Annotated in this window: 15 protein-coding genes; 9 read left to right on the top strand and 6 right to left on the bottom strand. The window is 48.9% G+C overall.

Translation table 11 applies throughout. The features are described 5' to 3' along the window. Position 1 precedes the first annotated feature (1 nt). The 5 genes from Q0882_RS03780 to Q0882_RS03760 all read left to right on the top strand — a co-directional run bounded on the left by Q0882_RS03780 (position 2) and on the right by Q0882_RS03760 (position 3,572). On the top strand, positions 2–769 hold the full coding sequence (locus Q0882_RS03780; RefSeq protein WP_299178256.1) for an alpha/beta fold hydrolase: 768 nt from the start codon (positions 2–4) through the stop codon (positions 767–769). Then, positions 769–1,563 (top strand): malonyl-ACP O-methyltransferase BioC, encoded by a 795-nt coding sequence (bioC, locus tag Q0882_RS03775; protein WP_299178254.1) that lies wholly within the window; start codon positions 769–771, stop codon positions 1,561–1,563. The genes Q0882_RS03780 and bioC overlap by 1 nt, the downstream gene beginning before the upstream one ends. Before the next feature lie 6 nt (positions 1,564–1,569). Then, a complete protein-coding gene (gene bioD, locus Q0882_RS03770; protein WP_299178252.1) occupies positions 1,570–2,259 on the top strand; it encodes a dethiobiotin synthase in 690 nt (229 codons plus the stop codon). An 83-nt stretch (positions 2,260–2,342) separates the two neighbouring features. Further along, positions 2,343–2,594 carry a hypothetical protein gene (locus Q0882_RS03765; RefSeq protein ID WP_299178250.1) on the top strand — a complete coding sequence of 84 codons (252 nt, stop codon included), beginning with the start codon at positions 2,343–2,345 and terminating at the stop codon, positions 2,592–2,594. 60 nt (positions 2,595–2,654) lie between these two features. Further along, entirely contained in the window at positions 2,655–3,572 is a 918-nt protein-coding gene (locus Q0882_RS03760) for a putative metalloprotease CJM1_0395 family protein (RefSeq protein WP_299178248.1), read from the top strand. Positions 3,573–3,584: 12 nt separating this feature from the next. Here Q0882_RS03760 and Q0882_RS03755 read toward each other — a convergent pair whose 3' ends face one another. The 4 genes from Q0882_RS03755 to xseA all read right to left on the bottom strand — a co-directional run bounded on the left by Q0882_RS03755 (position 3,585) and on the right by xseA (position 7,307). After that, positions 3,585–4,346: an alpha/beta fold hydrolase gene (locus Q0882_RS03755; RefSeq protein WP_299178246.1), complete on the bottom strand. Its 762-nt coding sequence runs from the start codon at positions 4,344–4,346 to the stop codon at positions 3,585–3,587. Between the two features lie 65 nt (positions 4,347–4,411). After that, a complete protein-coding gene (locus Q0882_RS03750) occupies positions 4,412–5,038 on the bottom strand; it encodes an FKBP-type peptidyl-prolyl cis-trans isomerase (RefSeq protein WP_299178244.1) in 627 nt (208 codons plus the stop codon). Positions 5,039–5,097: 59 nt separating this feature from the next. After that, positions 5,098–5,946: a peptidoglycan DD-metalloendopeptidase family protein gene (locus tag Q0882_RS03745; RefSeq protein WP_299178243.1), complete on the bottom strand. Its 849-nt coding sequence runs from the start codon at positions 5,944–5,946 to the stop codon at positions 5,098–5,100. Continuing rightward, entirely contained in the window at positions 5,943–7,307 is a 1,365-nt protein-coding gene (xseA, locus tag Q0882_RS03740) for an exodeoxyribonuclease VII large subunit (RefSeq protein ID WP_299178241.1), read from the bottom strand. The genes Q0882_RS03745 and xseA overlap by 4 nt, the downstream gene beginning before the upstream one ends. Before the next feature lie 158 nt (positions 7,308–7,465). On the opposite strand from xseA, the gene guaB reads away from it, so the two are divergent. The 3 genes from guaB (at position 7,466) to tadA (ending at position 11,186) form a co-directional block, all read left to right on the top strand. Beyond that, entirely contained in the window at positions 7,466–8,935 is a 1,470-nt protein-coding gene (guaB, locus tag Q0882_RS03735; RefSeq protein WP_299178239.1) for an IMP dehydrogenase, read from the top strand. 91 nt (positions 8,936–9,026) lie between these two features. After that, positions 9,027–10,607 (top strand): glutamine-hydrolyzing GMP synthase, encoded by a 1,581-nt coding sequence (gene guaA / locus Q0882_RS03730; RefSeq protein WP_299178237.1) that lies wholly within the window; start codon positions 9,027–9,029, stop codon positions 10,605–10,607. Between the two features lie 84 nt (positions 10,608–10,691). Beyond that, positions 10,692–11,186 (top strand): tRNA adenosine(34) deaminase TadA, encoded by a 495-nt coding sequence (gene tadA, locus Q0882_RS03725; RefSeq protein ID WP_299178235.1) that lies wholly within the window; start codon positions 10,692–10,694, stop codon positions 11,184–11,186. Between the two features lie 11 nt (positions 11,187–11,197). On the opposite strand, the gene mltF is transcribed toward tadA, so the two are convergent. After that, entirely contained in the window at positions 11,198–12,676 is a 1,479-nt protein-coding gene (gene mltF / locus Q0882_RS03720; protein WP_299178233.1) for a membrane-bound lytic murein transglycosylase MltF, read from the bottom strand. Between the two features lie 108 nt (positions 12,677–12,784). On the opposite strand from mltF, the gene purL reads away from it, so the two are divergent. Further along, the gene (gene purL / locus Q0882_RS03715) at positions 12,785–16,687 is read left to right on the top strand and encodes a phosphoribosylformylglycinamidine synthase (RefSeq protein ID WP_299178232.1); all 3,903 of its coding nucleotides are present in this window, start codon (positions 12,785–12,787) and stop codon (positions 16,685–16,687) included. 67 nt (positions 16,688–16,754) lie between these two features. Here the strand turns inward: purL and Q0882_RS03710 are convergent, their stop codons facing one another. Next, positions 16,755–17,192 carry a DsrE family protein gene (locus Q0882_RS03710; RefSeq protein WP_299178231.1) on the bottom strand — a complete coding sequence of 146 codons (438 nt, stop codon included), beginning with the start codon at positions 17,190–17,192 and terminating at the stop codon, positions 16,755–16,757. Between the last annotated feature and the right edge of the window lie 56 nt (positions 17,193–17,248).

Here is a 17,248-nt window from a genome sequence, read left to right as displayed (position 1 = left end):
TATGAATCTATATAAAGAACATAGGATCAACCCGGGGAAACCAGAGATGGTTTTGTTGCACGGTTGGGGAATGAGTAGCCGGGTGTGGGGGGATTTTGCAGAGGCGTTAGCGCCGTTTTTTAGTCTGACTCTAATAGATCTTCCAGGCCTCGGCCGTTCAAACGATTATCCAGATCCCTATACCAGTGACGCGGTTGTTGATTGGGTACTTGCAGACGCACCCGAAAAGGCTATCTGGGTAGGGTGGTCTCTGGGTGGGCAGATCGCCACGCTTATCGCGGCCCGTTACCCTGCACGTGTTGATAAGCTGGTAACAATCGCATCCAATCCCTGTTTCGTAGCGCGTGACGACTGGGAGTGTGCGATGGATGAGCAGACTCATCAGCAGTTTGAATCTGGTTTGGCGCAGAGCCCTGCTAAAACATTGAGCCGTTTTGCGATGCTGCAAACGCAGGGGGCGTTAGAGAGCAAAATCACCTTGAAACATCTCAAAGCGGTTCTGTCAGAAGAGAAACCTGTGGCGCTCCAGCAAAGCCTTGGTCTGTTACGTGAAGATGTTCGCCCAGAGTTTGCGAAACTGACACAGCCGGTCCTTCAGCTGTTAGGTGAGAGGGATCTACTGGTACCTGCCGGTGTTGCAGAGACCTGTCTCGCTCCTGAAGAATGTACCGCTAAAGTCTATCCGGAATCAGGGCATCTGCCATTCTATTCACATCAACAGCAGGTTGTTAACGATATCCTCAGCTTTGTTAATGGACAGACTCTATAGTGGATAAGGTTATTGATAAGCAACGAGTAGCAGATTCCTTCAGTAAAGCCGCTGTCACTTATGACAGTGTTGCTGAGTTGCAGAGAGATATTGGTGAGGCGCTGATAACCTATCTTCCCTCTAGATCTATAGAGGTAATGGCTGATCTTGGGTGCGGGACTGGATATTTTACCCCGAGGTTAAAAGCAGAATATGCAGAGGCTGGGTTGATCAATATGGACCTGGCATTTGGCATGCTGAGTTATGCACGAAATCAGCGTTGGGCAGATGATACACACTGGATCTGTGCGGATGCAGAAGTTCTGCCTCTGAGGGATAGCTCTATTGATCTTATCTTCTCAAGCCTGGCAATTCAGTGGTGCGAAAATTTGCCTAAGCTTTTTTCTGAAGTAGAGCGGGTTTTAAAACCGGGTGGGAGATTTGTTGTCGCCACTCTGGGGCCGCAAACATTGCATGAACTACGTTCTGCCTGGCAGAAGGCAGACAGTTATACCCATGTTAATCGGTTTATCTCTCGGGAAGGGATTCTGTCGGCATTGCCCCAAGCGCTACGTTGTCAACGGTTTGATGAAGAGCTGAGGGTGCTTCAATACCCTCGCTTAAAACAACTGACAGATGAGTTGAAACGATTGGGTGCACACAATATGAATGCCGGTCAGCAGGTAGGGCTGACTGGACGTGAACGGATCAGCCGTTTTCGGGACGCGTACGAAGCGCAACGTACGACAGAGGGCTATCTGCCCGCTACCTATCAGGTTTTTTATGCTGTATTTGAAAAGAGCTTTCAGGAGTAGTTTTTAGTGGCGAAGCGTTGTTATTTTGTGGCCGGAACCGATACCGATGCGGGTAAAACAGTAGTATCAGCGGGATTGCTAGCAGCCGCTAATAAGCGTGGCTGGTCAACTTTAGGTCTGAAGCCGATTGCCGCGGGTTGTGAAGAGACCGAAGATGGATTGAGAAATAGTGATGCTCTGCAGTTGCAAAAGGCGGCTTCAATCACTTTGCCTTATGAGCAGGTTAACCCTGTTGCATTTGCCCCGCCAATCGCTCCTCATATTGCTGCGAAAGAGGAGGGGAGGCTACTCAGTGCAGATCGGATCTCAGCGATCTGTAAAGGGACGCTTTTACAGCCTGCCGACTTTGCTATTGTTGAGGGCGCTGGTGGATGGAGAGTTCCACTGAATGCTCGTGAGACAATGGCTCATATCCCTAAGCAGCTTAATGTACCGGTTATTATGGTCGTTGGTATCAAGTTGGGCTGTATCAATCATGCTCTATTGACTGCCGAGAGTATCGCACGTGATGGCTTAAGGTTAGCGGGTTGGGTTGCAAATCAGATTGACCCTGAAGTTTCACACTACGCAGATAATGTGAGTACAATTCGCGCCATGTTAAGGGCGCCCCTGATCGCTGAAGTACCCTATCTCGAGGATACCTCAGCAGAATCCGTATCGAATTATATTGATCTGGACTTACTTCAAAGTGAATAAAGTGTTCAATATATGAACATATTGTAAGGCTGTTCTATAATAACGACTGGCATGACTCAAATTTTGACTGTGAGGTGTCTGTCGTGAATGTAACTAATGCACTGCAATCAGGTTTGTTAGGCGTTAACCGGGGGCTGGATAATGCGCCCCGAGCTGCAGGTGATGTAACAGGATCAGGTAAAACAGATGAGCCTGAACTTGCCAGTGGGCTAAATAAAAATCAGGCTGTGGATGAAACAGCAGCTGGTGCGGGTGTCGAAGCAGCTTCAACCAAAGTGGTTACACCCGTTGAATCGACCGGAGCGTCAGGTTCAATCATTGATGTGGTTGTCTGAGCCTGTCGGCCTGGCAGTACAGTTCAGTTGTTATCGATGGAATGGTGCGGATAGGTTTAAATGCAGATCTCTACTGATACGCAAACGCTGAATTCGAATTCAGTTCCTCAGGAGCTTCGTTCACGCGATGCTTTGAGGTTGCGTGCGGCTTTGGAGACGGTACCTGCAGAGCAGGAGCTAAAATCTGATCGCACCTTTATCAACCGTGATCGGGTAACTTTGTCGGCGGAAGCGGCGCAAATATCCCGCTTGGCAGACAGTGCATCAGAACTTAAAACTTCAGAATCTGGTCTGGTAGGCCTGGAAACAGAAGAGGGAGAGTTTGTCGGGCTTGATTCTTCTTCATCCTCAGTAGCGGCGCGTGCGGATTCTGACCAGCAGGAGTTAGAGATCACGCGTGAACTTGCAGAGCGTGATCGCGAGGTCCGTGCGCATGAGCAGGCGCATGCGGCTATAGGCGGACAGTATGCCTCAGCTCCCAGTTATAGTTATGAGCGCGGTCCGGATGGGCGCCTTTATGCTGTCGAGGGTGAGGTGAAGATTGATACATCACCCATACCCAATGATCCTGAGGCCACTCTGGAAAAAGCAGAGATAATTCAAAGGGCTGCTTTAAGCGTAGCTGAGCCGTCATCCGCGGATCGAGCTGCTGCTGCGGAGGCGCGAGCAATGGCTATTGAGGCTCGTGCGCAGCTCTTGCAGCAAGAGGAAACGCTTCGATCTGAGGAGCTTGTAGCCGAGACTGAAAAAGATGAGGCGGAGGCGGATGACGATCGCCCAACAGCTGGCGAGCAGCTTCAGTCTTTTCGAGATGAGCGGGCTGCACGAGCTGAAGGCGCAGCAGAGGCATTGAATGAGTTCAATAATCGGCTGAATGAGATCAATAAGCAGCTTGCAGAGATCAACAAAAAACTGGTTGATGCTGGCGTGTTCCAGAAGCTTTTCCCAGAGGGTTCCCTGCTTGATCAGCAGGTATAAGCCAGAGCTCTACTATCTTTCTAAATACTGAAGAATAATCTGCGTAAACTCTGCAGGCTTCTCTGCATGTGGCCAGTGCCCAGCTTCCTTTATCACTTTGTAATCCGCTCTCGGGAAAAAGTTAAGTACAGATTCTCTGTATTCTGGGATTAGGTAGTCTGATTTGGCGCCTTTGATAAATAAAACCGGGTCTGTGTAGGTCTGCCCCGAGGGTGCAGCACTGATCTCAGCGTAGTGCTTATGCAGAGACTGAAGGTTCATGCGCCAGTTGAACTGTTTATTCTCATCTCGATAGAGGTTCTTAAGTAAAAACGCTCTTACGCCAGGTTCCGCAACTGAATTTGCAAGTGTTTGATCAGCTTCACTGCGTGATTTTAACGCGTTCAGGTTAATGGAAAACAGACCCTCGAAAACGTCGTTATGGTGTGCGCCATAAGAGACCGGTGCGATATCAACTATGATCAGTTTATCGATCAGTTCGGGTGAAGTTAAAGCAAGCTGCATCGCTGCTTTACCTCCCATCGAGTGACCAATGATGTGGGTTGTATCCAGATTCAGATGTGAAATCAAAGTGCGAAGATCATCAGCCATTAACTGATAGCTGATCTCATCAGAGTGGGGGGAGCGGCCATGATTACGAAGATCGACCGCAATAACCTGAAAGTGTTCACTCAGGCTTTTTATCTGTGCGCCCCAGTTTTCAAGTGTTCCGAAAAGGCCGTGAAGTATGATGAGTGGCTGTCCTTCGCCATGAATCTGAAAATTTAACAGCATTATTTATGTCTCACAAAAAAGGCGGCAATGAAAATCAGAGCCGCCCTCATAAGCAGAATTGGATATTAAAGAATATCCAGCAGCTCCACGTCAAATACAAGAGCTGAATAAGGAGGAATACCGCCTGGGGAACCCTGTGCGCCGTAAGCCAGGTTGTAAGGGATATACAGCTTCCATTTAGCACCTTTGTTCATCAGCTGTAATGCTTCAGTCCAGCCTGCAATCACACCGCCAACAGGGAATTCAGCTGGTTGGCCGCGGTCATAAGAGCTATCGAATACGTTTCCGTCGATAAAAGTACCGTGATAGTGGGTGCGTACTTTTGAGTCGCGGGTTGGTTTTTCGCTATCCTCTTCACCCGCTTCAATAATTTCATACTGTAGGCCAGATTCAAGAACTGTAACACCTTCACGTTTGGCATTGTCTGCCAGGAACGCTTCTCCAACAGACGCAGCTTCTTTAGCAGCGGCTTCCTGCTGTGTACGCAGACGGTCATTGATTACGTTAAAAGCTTCCTGGATATCGTTCACTTCCACGCGCATCGCCTCGCCATTGAAGGCATCTGCAATGCCTGTTGCAATTGCGTTCAGGTCCATGCCATCGAATGGTTGTTGTGCCAGCTGGTCGCCCATCTGACGGCCGATGCCGTAGCTTGCTTTCTGTTCCAGTGTTTCCAGTTGTACGTCAGACATTAATAAAGTCCTGCTGAGTCAAATAAAACGAGCTCTGAGTTGAGCTCGTTGTGGATAAATTACTTATTCAAAAACAATATGGGGTCCACTCGGGTATTATTCAAGCTGACGCTCCAATGCAGATGCGGGCCTGTGACTCTACCTGTTTTTCCGATAGTTCCGATCTGTTTACCGCGGGTTAGTTGATCGCCAATTTCGACGTCAATACTATCCATATGGCAGTACATGGAGGTGAGTCCATGACCATGATCGATAATAATTGTGTTGCCATTAAAAAAGTATTCGCCTGTGTCGACTACAGTGCCATCGGCAGGGGCGATGATGGGTGAGCCATGTGGAGCAGCAATATCCAGTCCGCTATGTGGATTTCGGGGCTGTTTGTTGAAAAACCGTTTAAGCCCAAAAGGACTGCTAAGCGGGCCCTGAGCGGGAAGGTCAAACTGTACTTTCTTAAGATTGGGAGTGCTCCAGATCTTATAGGCTGCCGTCATTTTGGCTTTTTCCCGTCGCCACCGTTTCACGTCTTCGGGATTGGGTTCTACGTGACGTTTATTCTTAATCGTCAGGTACTGGGCTTTATACTCTTTAGGTTCTACGGAAAAGTAATATGAGGTGGCGTTCGCTCTAAGGTGCTGTTTTTTTTCAGCTTTGGCGCTGAGAGGGATACCTGCGATTGCGATCCAGCGGCTTTGTCGCTGATGAGGTGTTCCTTCACTGGATAAGACCATGACGCGATTACCCTTATACCAGGCAGATGGCGTAATGTCGGTTTGTAGGCCTGTTAAAGGGATGATGGCGATTCCTCCGGGTACCCGGGCTTCCTGTGGAAGAGTTACCGAAGCAAAGGCGGGGCCGAAATAGATGAGGCCCAACCAGAGAGGTAGTCCTCTGAGAATTGATTGTTTCATAGGGTTTCCTCTGAATTAACTTCGTTGATCGTACATGTCAGATTCCCATCGTGAAGTTGTACGCTGATGGTATCATCGACTTGGCATTGCGATGCGCAGTGTATCACGCGACCCTGATCATCTTTTGCAATGGCGTATCCCCGTTCAAGTGTTGCCAGAGGGCTGACTGTATGCAGCTGTGCCATCAGACTACGAAGTTGGAGTTTGGTTCGTTGTAGGTCGGATTGAATACAGGTATTTAATCGAGTATGTAATGAGCGAATCTGTTCCCGGCGCTGCAGGATCAGTTGTTCGGGTTTCTGATTATATAATCGGTTTTCAATCAGAGCATGTTGATTGCGTTTTGCCGCAAGCTTTTTTTGGATATTGGTGATTAGTCTCAGTTCAAGATGGTCTAGCTGCTGCGCCCGCTCTTTTAAGTGTTGTGTCGGATGTCGAAGTCTGGATTGTAGATTCTCAAGTTGATTCCGGGACAATCTTAACGTCTGTTTAAGCTGGCGGAAGAGGCGTTGCTCGAGTTGCTTGAGCTTTACTGAGAGCTGCTGTTGGTCCGGGCTTATCAATTCTGCTGCCGCAGAGGGGGTGGGAGCTCTAACGTCTGCCACAAAATCGGTGATGACAACATCTACTTCATGACCCACTGCACTTATGATCGGGAGTTGGCAGTCAAACACCGCATGCGCGACTTTTTCTGAGTTAAAGCTCCAGAGATCCTCCTGTGAACCACCGCCCCGACCAATGATGAGTACATCACATGACTGGTGAGCTTCGGCTAAAAGCAAGGCGCGGCATATCTGATCCGCAGCGCCCTCTCCCTGAACCGCTGTGGGATATATGGTTACCTGAAGAGCGGGAGCACGTCGCTTTAATACATTCAAAATATCATGTACTGCAGCACCCGTCGCGGAAGTGATTATACCTACATGACGAGGATGAGCGGGGAGTGCTTTTTTATGCTCGTTCGCAAACAGTCCAGCTTGTTGCAATTTAAGCTTAAGGGCATCAAAAGCCGCCTGTAGTGAGCCACTACCGGCGGGTTGTAGATGTTCGCATATTAATTGGTAGTCACCACGCCCTTCATACAGGCTGACCTTGGCTGCCACTCTGACTTTGTCACCATTTTTAGGTTGAGGTCGGATCAGCTGGTTGCGGTTCCGAAACATGGCGCAGCGTACCTGAGCCTTGTCATCTTTTAGTGTGAAATACCAGTGTCCCGAACTGGGTCTGACAAAGTTGGAGAGTTCGCCTTCGACCTGAATAGTTAGAAAGGAGCGCTCCAGCAGGTTGCGCGCTTGCCGGTTCAGCTCAGAGACGCTAATAGCGGTGCTGGAATGTAGGGTTTTAGATTGCATAAATTGCATGGTAAACGATCTTAATCCCGAGCTGGAAGTCGATCCTGAAAATTTTAAAAAATTGTGGCTGTCATAATGTGTTAAAAAATAAGTTTTAGATTGAGACGAAAGGCTAATTTCTGTATAATTTCGCGTTTAAATTTATTGACTACACAGGCTGGCAAAGAATGTTGCGAATTGCTGAGGAAGCACTCACTTTTGACGATGTGTTGCTGGTTCCGGGCTACTCTGAAGTACTGCCTAAGGACGTTTCACTGAAAACTCGCCTGACTAAGGGTATTGAACTCAATATCCCTCTGGTCTCTGCAGCTATGGATACCGTGACCGAATCAGGTCTGGCTATCGCGATGGCTCAGGAAGGTGGTATTGGTATTATCCATAAGAACCTGACAATTGAGCAGCAGGCTGCTGAAGTTCGTTGTGTGAAGAAGTACGAAGCGGGTGTCGTAAGTGACCCTGTAACGTGTCGTTCTGACATGACGGTAGGTGACTTGCGCAACATGGCTGCAGAAGTTGGTTTTTCCGGCTTCCCTGTGGTTGATGGTGAAGATCTGGTTGGTATTGTAACTGACCGCGATTTCCGTTTTGAGCGCAAGCTGGATGCAACCGTTGCATCTATCATGACCCCAAAAGATCGTCTGGTGACGGTAAAAGAGGGTGTAGATCCAGATGAAGTCCGCAATCTGCTGCGCAAACATCGCATTGAAAAGATCCTAGTCGTAGATGATGCCTTTAAGTTGCAAGGTATGATGACGGTTAAGGATATGAATAAAGCACAATCTCATCCTAATGCCGCTAAAGATGCTAAAGGGCGTTTGATCGTTGGTGCTGCGGTAGGTACGGGGCCGGAAACTCCTGATCGTGTATCTGCACTTGTGGCTGCAGGTGTGGATGTGATCATTGTTGATACTGCGCATGGCCACTCTAAGGGTGTAATTGATCGTGTTGCTTGGGTTAAAGAGACGTTTCCTCAGGTTCAGGTAATCGGTGGGAATATCGCAACGGCTGAAGCTGCGATTGCTTTGGCAGATGCGGGAGCTGATGGCGTTAAGGTTGGCATCGGTCCTGGGTCTATCTGTACAACTCGAATCGTTGCTGGTGTGGGTGTACCTCAGATTAGTGCGGTTGCCAATGTAGCTACTGCTCTGGCAGAGCGTGGAGTTCCCGTCATCGCCGATGGTGGTGTCCGCTTCTCAGGTGATCTGGCAAAAGCAGTAGTAGCAGGTGCATCTGCGATCATGGTCGGTTCAATGCTGGCGGGTACTGATGAAGCGCCAGGTGAGGTTGAATTGTTCCAGGGTCGTGCGTTTAAATCCTATCGTGGGATGGGGTCTCTCGGCGCGATGGGGCAGTCTTCCGGTTCATCTGATCGCTACTTCCAGGATGCTTCTAAAGGTGTTGAAAAGCTGGTTCCTGAAGGTATTGAAGGTCGTGTGCCTTGCAAAGGTCCAATGGGTGGAGTTGTGCACCAGTTGGTGGGAGGCTTGCGTGCGGCGATGGGTTATACCGGTAGCGCAGACATTGACACGATGCGGACCGTTCCACAGTTTGTTCGCATCACAAATGCGGGTATGAGCGAAAGTCATGTTCACGATGTGAGCATCACTAAAGAAGCGCCTAACTACCGCGTTGGCTAAGATAAAAACTCTAAAAAGCGGGGTGGGATTTGTTTCCACCCCTTTTTTTTTTGCAGAAACGTCACTCTGTAAAACATAGAGACAGAAAGTTATGACTAAAGATATTCACGCTCAACGAATTCTGATTCTGGATTTTGGTTCACAATACACACAGTTGATTGCTCGCCGTGTACGTGAGATCGGTGTTTACTGTGAAATTCACGCTTGGGATATGCCGGAAGAGGATATCCGTGAGTTTGCACCTAAAGGGGTGATTCTTGCGGGCGGCCCTGAATCAGTAACTGAAGGTGACTCTCCGCGTGCACCTGAGGTGGTCTTTAATCTGGGTGTGCCTGTTCTGGGTATCTGCTACGGCATGCAGACGATGGCAGCTCAGTTGGGTGGTGAAGTTTCTACTTCAGATAAGCGTGAATTTGGTTATGCGCAGGTTCGCCTTGAAAGCAGTCCTAGCCGCCTGCTGGAAGGGATTGAAGATCATGTTGCAAATAACGGCTACCTCTCTCTTGATGTTTGGATGAGTCATGGTGATAAGGTCACTGAATTACCAGAAGGCTTTGCGGTTATCGCTGCGACTGAGTCAGCACCGATTGCGGCAATGTGTCATCCAGAGAAGCAGTTCTTTGGTGTTCAGTTCCATCCTGAAGTAACCCATACAAAGCAGGGCGGTCGTATCCTGGAGCGCTTTGTTGTTGAGATCTGTGGTACAGAAGCGCTGTGGAATTCCGCCAATATTATTGCGGACCAGATTGAAAAAGTTCGTGCGCAGGTAGGTGATCAGAAGGTCCTACTGGGTTTGTCTGGTGGTGTAGATTCCTCGGTTGTAGCGGCGCTGCTTCATAAAGCGATTGGTGATCAACTGACCTGTGTGTTTGTGGACAACGGTCTGCTGCGTAAGCAGGAGGGTGATCAGGTAATGGATATGTTCGCTAAGAACATGGGTGTTCGCGTCATTCGTGCGGATGCTGAAGATCTGTTCCTGGGGCGTCTTGAGGGTGAAAATGATCCTGAGAAGAAACGCAAGATCATCGGTAATACCTTTATTGAGGTATTTGATGATGAGGCGACGAAACTGGAGGATGTTAACTTCCTGGCTCAGGGGACAATTTATCCGGATGTGATTGAGTCTGCTGCAGCGAAAACTGGCAAAGCGCATGTGATAAAATCTCATCACAATGTTGGTGGTTTGCCTGAAGATATGCAGTTTGAGCTGGTAGAGCCACTGCGTGAGCTGTTCAAGGATGAGGTCCGTAAGTTGGGTCTGGAATTAGGTCTGCCTTACGATATGGTTTACCGTCATCCATTCCCGGGTCCGGGGCTGGGTGTGCGTATTCTGGGTGAAGTTAAGAAAGAGTATGCTGATATCCTTCGTGAAGCTGATGCGATCTTTATCGAAGAGCTGCATAAAGCTGATTGGTATCATAAAACCAGTCAGGCGTTTGCTGTGTTTTTACCGGTGAAGTCTGTTGGTGTAGTGGGTGATGGTCGTCGTTATGAATACGTGATTGCTATTCGTGCTGTCGAAACTATCGATTTCATGACGGCTCGTTGGGCGCATCTGCCTTATGAGTTATTGGAGACAGTATCCAGTCGTATCATTAATGAGATCCCAAAAGTTTCTCGTGTTACTTATGATGTCAGCTCTAAGCCACCGGCTACAATTGAGTGGGAATAGTATCCAGAATAAGTGAGTGAGCTAATCTGGAATAATGAAAGCCTGCTGTTAAGCAGGCTTTTTTATGGCAGTGGATAATCTCAAATGAGTGATGCAATAAAACAAGATGAAAGCTGGATGAGGGAAGCTTTGAAGCTGGCGGATTATGCTGAAAGTCTGGGTGAAGTCCCTGTCGGTGCTGTTGTTGTTTTAGATGGCGAGGTGATTGGGCGCGGTTGGAATCAGCCGATCACAGGTCATGACCCGACAGCGCATGCGGAAATTATTGCATTACGTGATGCGGCCGAGCGGCTTGAAAACTACCGTATGCCGAGAGCTGAGCTGTTTGTGACGATTGAGCCATGTACGATGTGTGCGGGGGCAATTGTTCATTCAAGGGTATCTCGGGTTGTTTATGGGGCGACGGAGGAAAAGTCGGGGGCTGTCACCAGTAATTGCTCTCTGTTTTCCCAGCCCTGGTTGAATCATAAAGTTGAGCTGACAACAGGGGTTCTCGCGCAAGAGTGTAGCGAGAAGATCAGTAATTTTTTCCGTAGGCGGAGGGAAGAGAAAAAAGCGGCAAAACGTTCAGCCTCTTAACTCTTCTAAGCTTAGAGAGCCGGTAGGATATCTTCGACAACGGTGGTTTCATCCCAGCTTTCGTCATCTGGATCGTAATCAGCTTTTTGGTCTTTTCTGCGAGCTTGCTGGAGCTGTATCTCCCAGCTAAGAAGCTCCATATATTTACGGATATTGCTGACATAATGAACCGGTTCATAGCCACGAGCATATCCGTAACGCACCGTGCTGAAATACTTTTCCTGTGTTAATCGGGGAAGGAACTGTTTTACGTCATCCCAATGATCGGGATTTTTCCCTGCTCGGGTGGTTAAAATGCGAGCATCCTCCAGGTGTCCATAGCCTACATTGTACCCTGCAAGTGCGAACCAGGTGTGATCAGGCTGGGGGATGCGTTCAGGAATTTTCTGCATCACTTTGACGAGGTAGTGGGCTCCGCCAATGATGCTTTGCATAGGGTCTGTTCTGTCTGTGACACCAACCTCTTTTGCCGCTGCATTTGTCAGCATCATAATCCCTTTCACTCCGGTGGGTGATACCGCTTTAGGATTCCAGTGTGATTCCTGATAAGCGATTGCGGCGAGAAGGTGCCAGTTAATATCCGTTTCCTGCTCTGCCATATGAAAATATTGTTCTAGTTTAGGAAAGCGCGTTTCCATATCTTCACGAAAGGTGGCTGTATCGTAAAAGTTCAGCGGATTGGTGCGGTTAAAGTATTTCTCTCTCAGTTCATGAATCAGTGCTTGGGTGGATTCGAGCGCTAAGAAGCGGTTGATGGAATCTTTGAGTGTTTGATCGTAATGGGGAGCAAGCATCCAGGCTAAGGGTTGGGGATTGTCGAGATCAAATGCTTTTTGTAGGCCTGGGAAGAATGATTTCTGGCTACCGAAGGCGACAGCATCTGTCACTGTGTAATCGATCTCTTTTGTATGGACCTTCTCTAACAGCTCAATTGAGGAGAGTTCTTCTGTTTCCTCCCAGGTGAGTTCAGGGTGTTGCTCTTTCAGTCTTTGTAGGAGCTCTGCGTGGCTGCTATTTGCGAGAACGACCAGTTTTCTTTTGGAGTTTATAAGGTCTTCGATCCCTTTTGGGGCTGGTTTTCCTTGTGTGACTCGGTAGACAAGTGCTGTGGTGGTGTGAAGATAGGGCTGAGTAAACTCGAAACTGCGCTCCCTCTCTTGAGTCACGGTTAGCATGGCACCTGCAATATGCCCATCTTTTGCTTCCATGGTGGTGAATATATCGCTGAATGAGTCCGGAAGAACCAGTTCTAGATTGACCCCCAGATGATCAGCGTAGGCTTTGGCCAGATCATATTCAAAACCGGCAGGGGTGCCTTTTTCAATGAAATAGGTGTTTGGAGAGTTACGTGTAACCAGCTTGAGCCGACCAGATTCAATGATTGCGCCTAGCTGTGTCTTGCTGTTCCAGCTTAGAAGGGCAGGAATGCAGAGCAGGAGAAAAATCACCAGGGCATATGCGGCATCTTTTTTACGACTAATATCAAACATAGTACTGCTTTTCTGGTATCCAACAGGCTGTTTCTGTAAAATTCACAACCTATATTTCTCCTGTAACTACTGTCGGTCTACGGCAGCTATCAAGAGGCTCTATTAGAGATGCTGGCACTGCGCGGAGCACCTGCTCTTTCTGCTTTTCGTCATGAGAAGCTACTTTCTGTTATTCAGTCTAAGGTTCCTGCCGTAAAAGGCTTGTATGCTGAATTTATGCACTTTTCCGATTTGTCTCAAGCTTTATCGGAAGAAAAGCAGCAAGTGCTGGAGCGTATTCTACGCTACGGACCTAAGGCTGAAGTACAAGAACCGACAGGTCAGCTGTTTCTGGTTGTACCTCGCCCTGGAACAATCTCGCCCTGGTCCTCTAAGGCAACTGACATAGCACACAACTGTGGCCTGGCGGAGATTAAGCGTCTTGAGCGTGGTGTTGCCTATTATGTCACGGTCTCATCTGAATTGTCGGCTCAGGAGGCAGAACAGATTAAAGCAGATCTTCATGATCGTATGGTTGAAGCTGTTCTTTCCAGCATTGATGAGGCCGCAGGGTTGTTCACAGAAGATCAGCCTGCTCCTATGACCAGCGTGGACATTCTCGGTGGTGGTCGAGGGGCTCTGGTTGCAGCCAATACTGACTTAGGTTTGGCGCTTGCAGAGGATGAGATTGATTATCTTGTCGATGCATTTCAGGAGCTGGGTAGAAACCCGAACGATGTAGAGCTTATGATGTTTGCGCAGGCGAATTCTGAGCATTGTCGTCACAAGATTTTTAATGCGTCATGGGATATCGATGGGGAAGCTCAGGAGAAATCCCTGTTTGCGATGATTCGCAACACCAATGAGATGGGAGGGGAGAATATCCTCTCTGCATACTCCGATAATGCGGCAGTCATGAATGGTGCCAAAGCGGGTCGTTTCTTCCCTAAACCAGATAGTAAAGAGTACGGTTACAATCAGGAGGAGATTGCAATCCTGATGAAGGTTGAAACTCATAACCATCCTACTGCGATTGCGCCGCACTCTGGTGCTGCAACCGGTTCCGGCGGTGAGATCCGCGATGAGGGTGCGACCGGTAAAGGTTCTAAGCCGAAAGCGGGCCTGACCGGTTTCACCGTATCTGACCTGAACATCCCGGGTTTCCAGCAGCCATGGGAGAGCCAATATGGTAAGCCTGAACGTATTGTTTCTGCACTGGATATCATGATCGAAGGCCCGATCGGTGGTGCTGCATTCAACAACGAATTTGGCCGTCCCGCACTGAACGGGTATTTCCGTACTTTTGAGCAGAAGGTGAACGGTGCTGCAGGTGAAGAGGTGCGTGGTTATCACAAGCCTATCATGATTGCTGGTGGGTTCGGCAATATCCGTACTGATCATGTTGACAAGGGAGAGATCCCGGTTGGTGCGAAACTGATCTGCCTCGGCGGCCCTGCAATGCAGATTGGTCTTGGTGGTGGTGCTGCTTCCTCAATGTCTTCTGGTACATCTTCTGCGGATCTGGATTTTGCTTCAGTTCAGCGGGATAACCCTGAACTGGAACGCCGCTGTCAGGAGGTTATTGATCAGTGCTGGCAGCTGGGTAATGAAAACCCGATCGCTTTTATTCACGATGTAGGTGCGGGTGGTCTGTCTAATGCCTTCCCTGAGCTGGTGAAAGATGGGGGGCGTGGCGGTAATTTCGAACTGCGTAACGTTAACAACGATGAGCCAGGTATGAGCCCGCTGGCGATCTGGTGTAACGAAGCTCAGGAACGCTACGTAATGGCGGTTGAGCCACAGGATATGGAACGTTTTGAAGCGATCTGTGCCCGTGAGCGCTGTCCATACGCAGTTGTGGGTGAAGCGACCGAAGAGCACCGCCTGACACTGGGTGACACGCACTTCGAGAACAAGCCGGTTGACCTGCCGATGAGCGTACTGTTCGGCAAGCCACCTAAGATGCACCGTTCCGTAGAGCGTAAGGCCTACGAAGTGCCTGCATTTGATGCAACCAGCATCGATCTGAAAGATGCTGCTGAGCGAGTAATGAAGCTTCCAGCGGTTGCCTCTAAATCCTTCCTGATCACCATCGGTGACCGCTCTATCACAGGGATGGTTGCTCGTGACCAGATGGTTGGTCCATGGCAGGTGCCGGTAGCTGACTGTGCGGTAACCACAGCGGCTTACGACACCAATGAAGGTGAAGCGATGGCGATGGGTGAGCGTACCCCGCTGGCGCTGGTTGATTCCCCTGCGTCTGGCCGTATGGCGATTGGTGAAACCGTGACTAACCTGGCCGGTGCGCGTATCCAGGATATCGTTGATATCAAACTGTCTGCGAACTGGATGTGTGCGGCGGGCCACCCGGGTGAAGACGAAAAGCTGTATGACACCGTAAAAGCGGTAGGTATGGAGTTATGTCCGCAGCTGGGTATCACCATCCCGGTCGGTAAGGATTCCATGTCCATGCGTACTGTGTGGAACGACGAAGGCGAAGATAAGTCTGTAACGGCGCCGATGTCCCTGATCATAACCGGTTTCGCGCCGGTTAAAGATGCGCGTAAGACACTGACGCCTCAGCTGCGTACTGATAAAGGTGAAACGGATCTGATCCTGCTGGATCTGGGTAACGGCCAGAACCGTCTGGGCCTGTCTGCATTGGCTCAGGTGTACAACGAAGTGGGTCAGGATGTGCCGGACGTCGATCAGCCTGAATCTCTGGTGGCGTTCTTCCAGGCGATGCAGGAGCTGAACGAACAGGGCCTGATTCTGGCATACCATGACCGTGGTGATGGTGGTCTTTTTGCAACAGTTGCAGAGATGGCATTTGCTGGTCGCACCGGTGTGGATATTAAGCTGGATATGCTGGCTGAGAATGAATCTGAGTTGGCTGCGGCTCTCTATAGCGAGGAGTTGGGTGGCGTTATTCAGGTTCAGCGCGATAATCTTGAGACGGTTCTGACCGAACTCAATGCTGCAGGACTCGGCGATATTACAGCGGTTATTGGTACCCTTAATGAAGATGATTCCCTGAATATCCACTTCGACGAAGAGGAAGTATACAGCGAGTCTCGTGTTCAGCTGCAGCGCTGGTGGGCTGAAACTTCTTATCATATGCAATCCCTGCGTGATAACTCTGAGTGTGCTAAGCAGGAGTTTGATGCACTGCTTGAAAATACAGATCCAGGTTTGAGTGCAGAGTTGAACTTTGATGTGAATGACGATATTGCGGCTCCGTATATTAATACGGGAGTACGTCCGCAGATGGCTATTATTCGTGAGCAAGGTGTTAATGGCCATATAGAGATGGGAGCTGCATTTGATCGTGCAGGCTTTGCTGCAGTCGATGTCCATATGAGTGATATTCTCGCAGGACGTGTAACCCTTGATCAATTTAAAGGTCTGGTGGCATGCGGTGGTTTCTCTTATGGCGATGTGCTGGGTGCTGGTGAAGGTTGGGCGAAGTCTATCCTGTTTAATGCGGTTGCCCGTGAGCAGTTCCAGACCTTCTTTAATCGAGATGACAGCTTTGCTCTGGGGATCTGTAATGGTTGTCAGATGCTGTCGAACCTGCATGAGTTAATTCCAGGTGCTGAATTATGGCCGCATTTTGTGCGTAACCAGTCTGAGCAGTTTGAAGCACGTGTTGCGATGGTGGAAGTGCAGGAGAGTAAATCAATCTTCCTGCAAGAGATGCATGGGTCGCGAATGCCGATCGCTATCGCTCATGGTGAGGGACGTGCTGAATTTAAAGATGAGACTCATCTGACTAATCTGCAGGGTGCTGGTAATGTTGCACTGAGATATGTTGACAACTATGGTCAGGTAACTGAGCGTTATCCTGCTAATCCGAATGGGTCGCCAGCAGGTATCTCAGGTGTTACTACGGATGACGGTCGTGTGACTATTATGATGCCACATCCTGAGCGTGTATTCCGCGCAGTTACAAATAGTTGGGCACCTGATAATTGGGATGAAGATGGGGCTTGGATGCGTATGTTCCGAAATGCGCGAGTTTGGGTGGACTAAGCGTTTCAGTGTTTTTAAAAAGGTGGCCTCTGGCCACCTTTTTTATTGGGTAATTGTATAGGCGCTATTAGGGGCGTACGTAAAAAAATCCCTGTTGTTGAAGGTGGACGATCTCGGGAAGGCCTGCCTGCACGACATCTTCAGCTTCTACATCGTAGAGATCTTCGTGGGTAACTTGAAAGCCGTCGAGGCTGTTACCACAGATGATGAACTGCACATCATTTAGTCTTAATGAGTCAAGAGCCGTCTGTTTTGCTTCATCATTAACGGCGTCGATGAAATACTTTATGGCTACGCCATGGACAACAGCTTTGATCTCCACTCGTCCTTCACCTAGTCCATTAATATGGTTTGCCATATTAGAAAAGGTCCCGGAAATGCGTTTAGGATCGTCATAATTGATGTGGTAAACCACTTTCTGCTCTGGGTATTCGTCAGCTGCAAAAATGGTTTTGGAGAATAGGAAGAGGGGGAGGAAAAGCAGGAACGTAGTGAGTTTCTTCATTATCAGCCTTTACTGTTTGTTGAATAAAGGGCGCCGAAGCGCCCTTTCAGTAATAA

Origin of the sequence: uncultured Neptuniibacter sp. (assembly GCF_947498015.1) — a bacterium.
Lineage (GTDB): Bacteria > Pseudomonadota > Gammaproteobacteria > Pseudomonadales > Balneatricaceae > Neptuniibacter.
Note: the sequence above shows the minus strand (reverse complement) of the source record. Positions and strands in the feature narration are given on the sequence as shown.

Coding starts and splice junctions, on each gene's coding strand:
- tadA (WP_299178235.1), top strand. CDS start 10,692: ATGAGTGATGCAATAAAACAAGATGAAAGCTGGATGAGGGAAGCTTTG.
- guaB (WP_299178239.1), top strand. CDS start 7,466: ATGTTGCGAATTGCTGAGGAAGCACTCACTTTTGACGATGTGTTGCTG.
- Q0882_RS03745 (WP_299178243.1), bottom strand. CDS start 5,946: ATGAAACAATCAATTCTCAGAGGACTACCTCTCTGGTTGGGCCTCATC.
- Q0882_RS03710 (WP_299178231.1), bottom strand. CDS start 17,192: ATGAAGAAACTCACTACGTTCCTGCTTTTCCTCCCCCTCTTCCTATTC.
- Q0882_RS03780 (WP_299178256.1), top strand. CDS start 2: ATGAATCTATATAAAGAACATAGGATCAACCCGGGGAAACCAGAGATG.
- xseA (WP_299178241.1), bottom strand. CDS start 7,307: ATGCAATTTATGCAATCTAAAACCCTACATTCCAGCACCGCTATTAGC.
- purL (WP_299178232.1), top strand. CDS start 12,785: ATGCTGGCACTGCGCGGAGCACCTGCTCTTTCTGCTTTTCGTCATGAG.
- Q0882_RS03755 (WP_299178246.1), bottom strand. CDS start 4,346: ATGCTGTTAAATTTTCAGATTCATGGCGAAGGACAGCCACTCATCATA.
- Q0882_RS03760 (WP_299178248.1), top strand. CDS start 2,655: ATGCAGATCTCTACTGATACGCAAACGCTGAATTCGAATTCAGTTCCT.
- Q0882_RS03750 (WP_299178244.1), bottom strand. CDS start 5,038: ATGTCTGACGTACAACTGGAAACACTGGAACAGAAAGCAAGCTACGGC.
- guaA (WP_299178237.1), top strand. CDS start 9,027: ATGACTAAAGATATTCACGCTCAACGAATTCTGATTCTGGATTTTGGT.
- mltF (WP_299178233.1), bottom strand. CDS start 12,676: ATGTTTGATATTAGTCGTAAAAAAGATGCCGCATATGCCCTGGTGATT.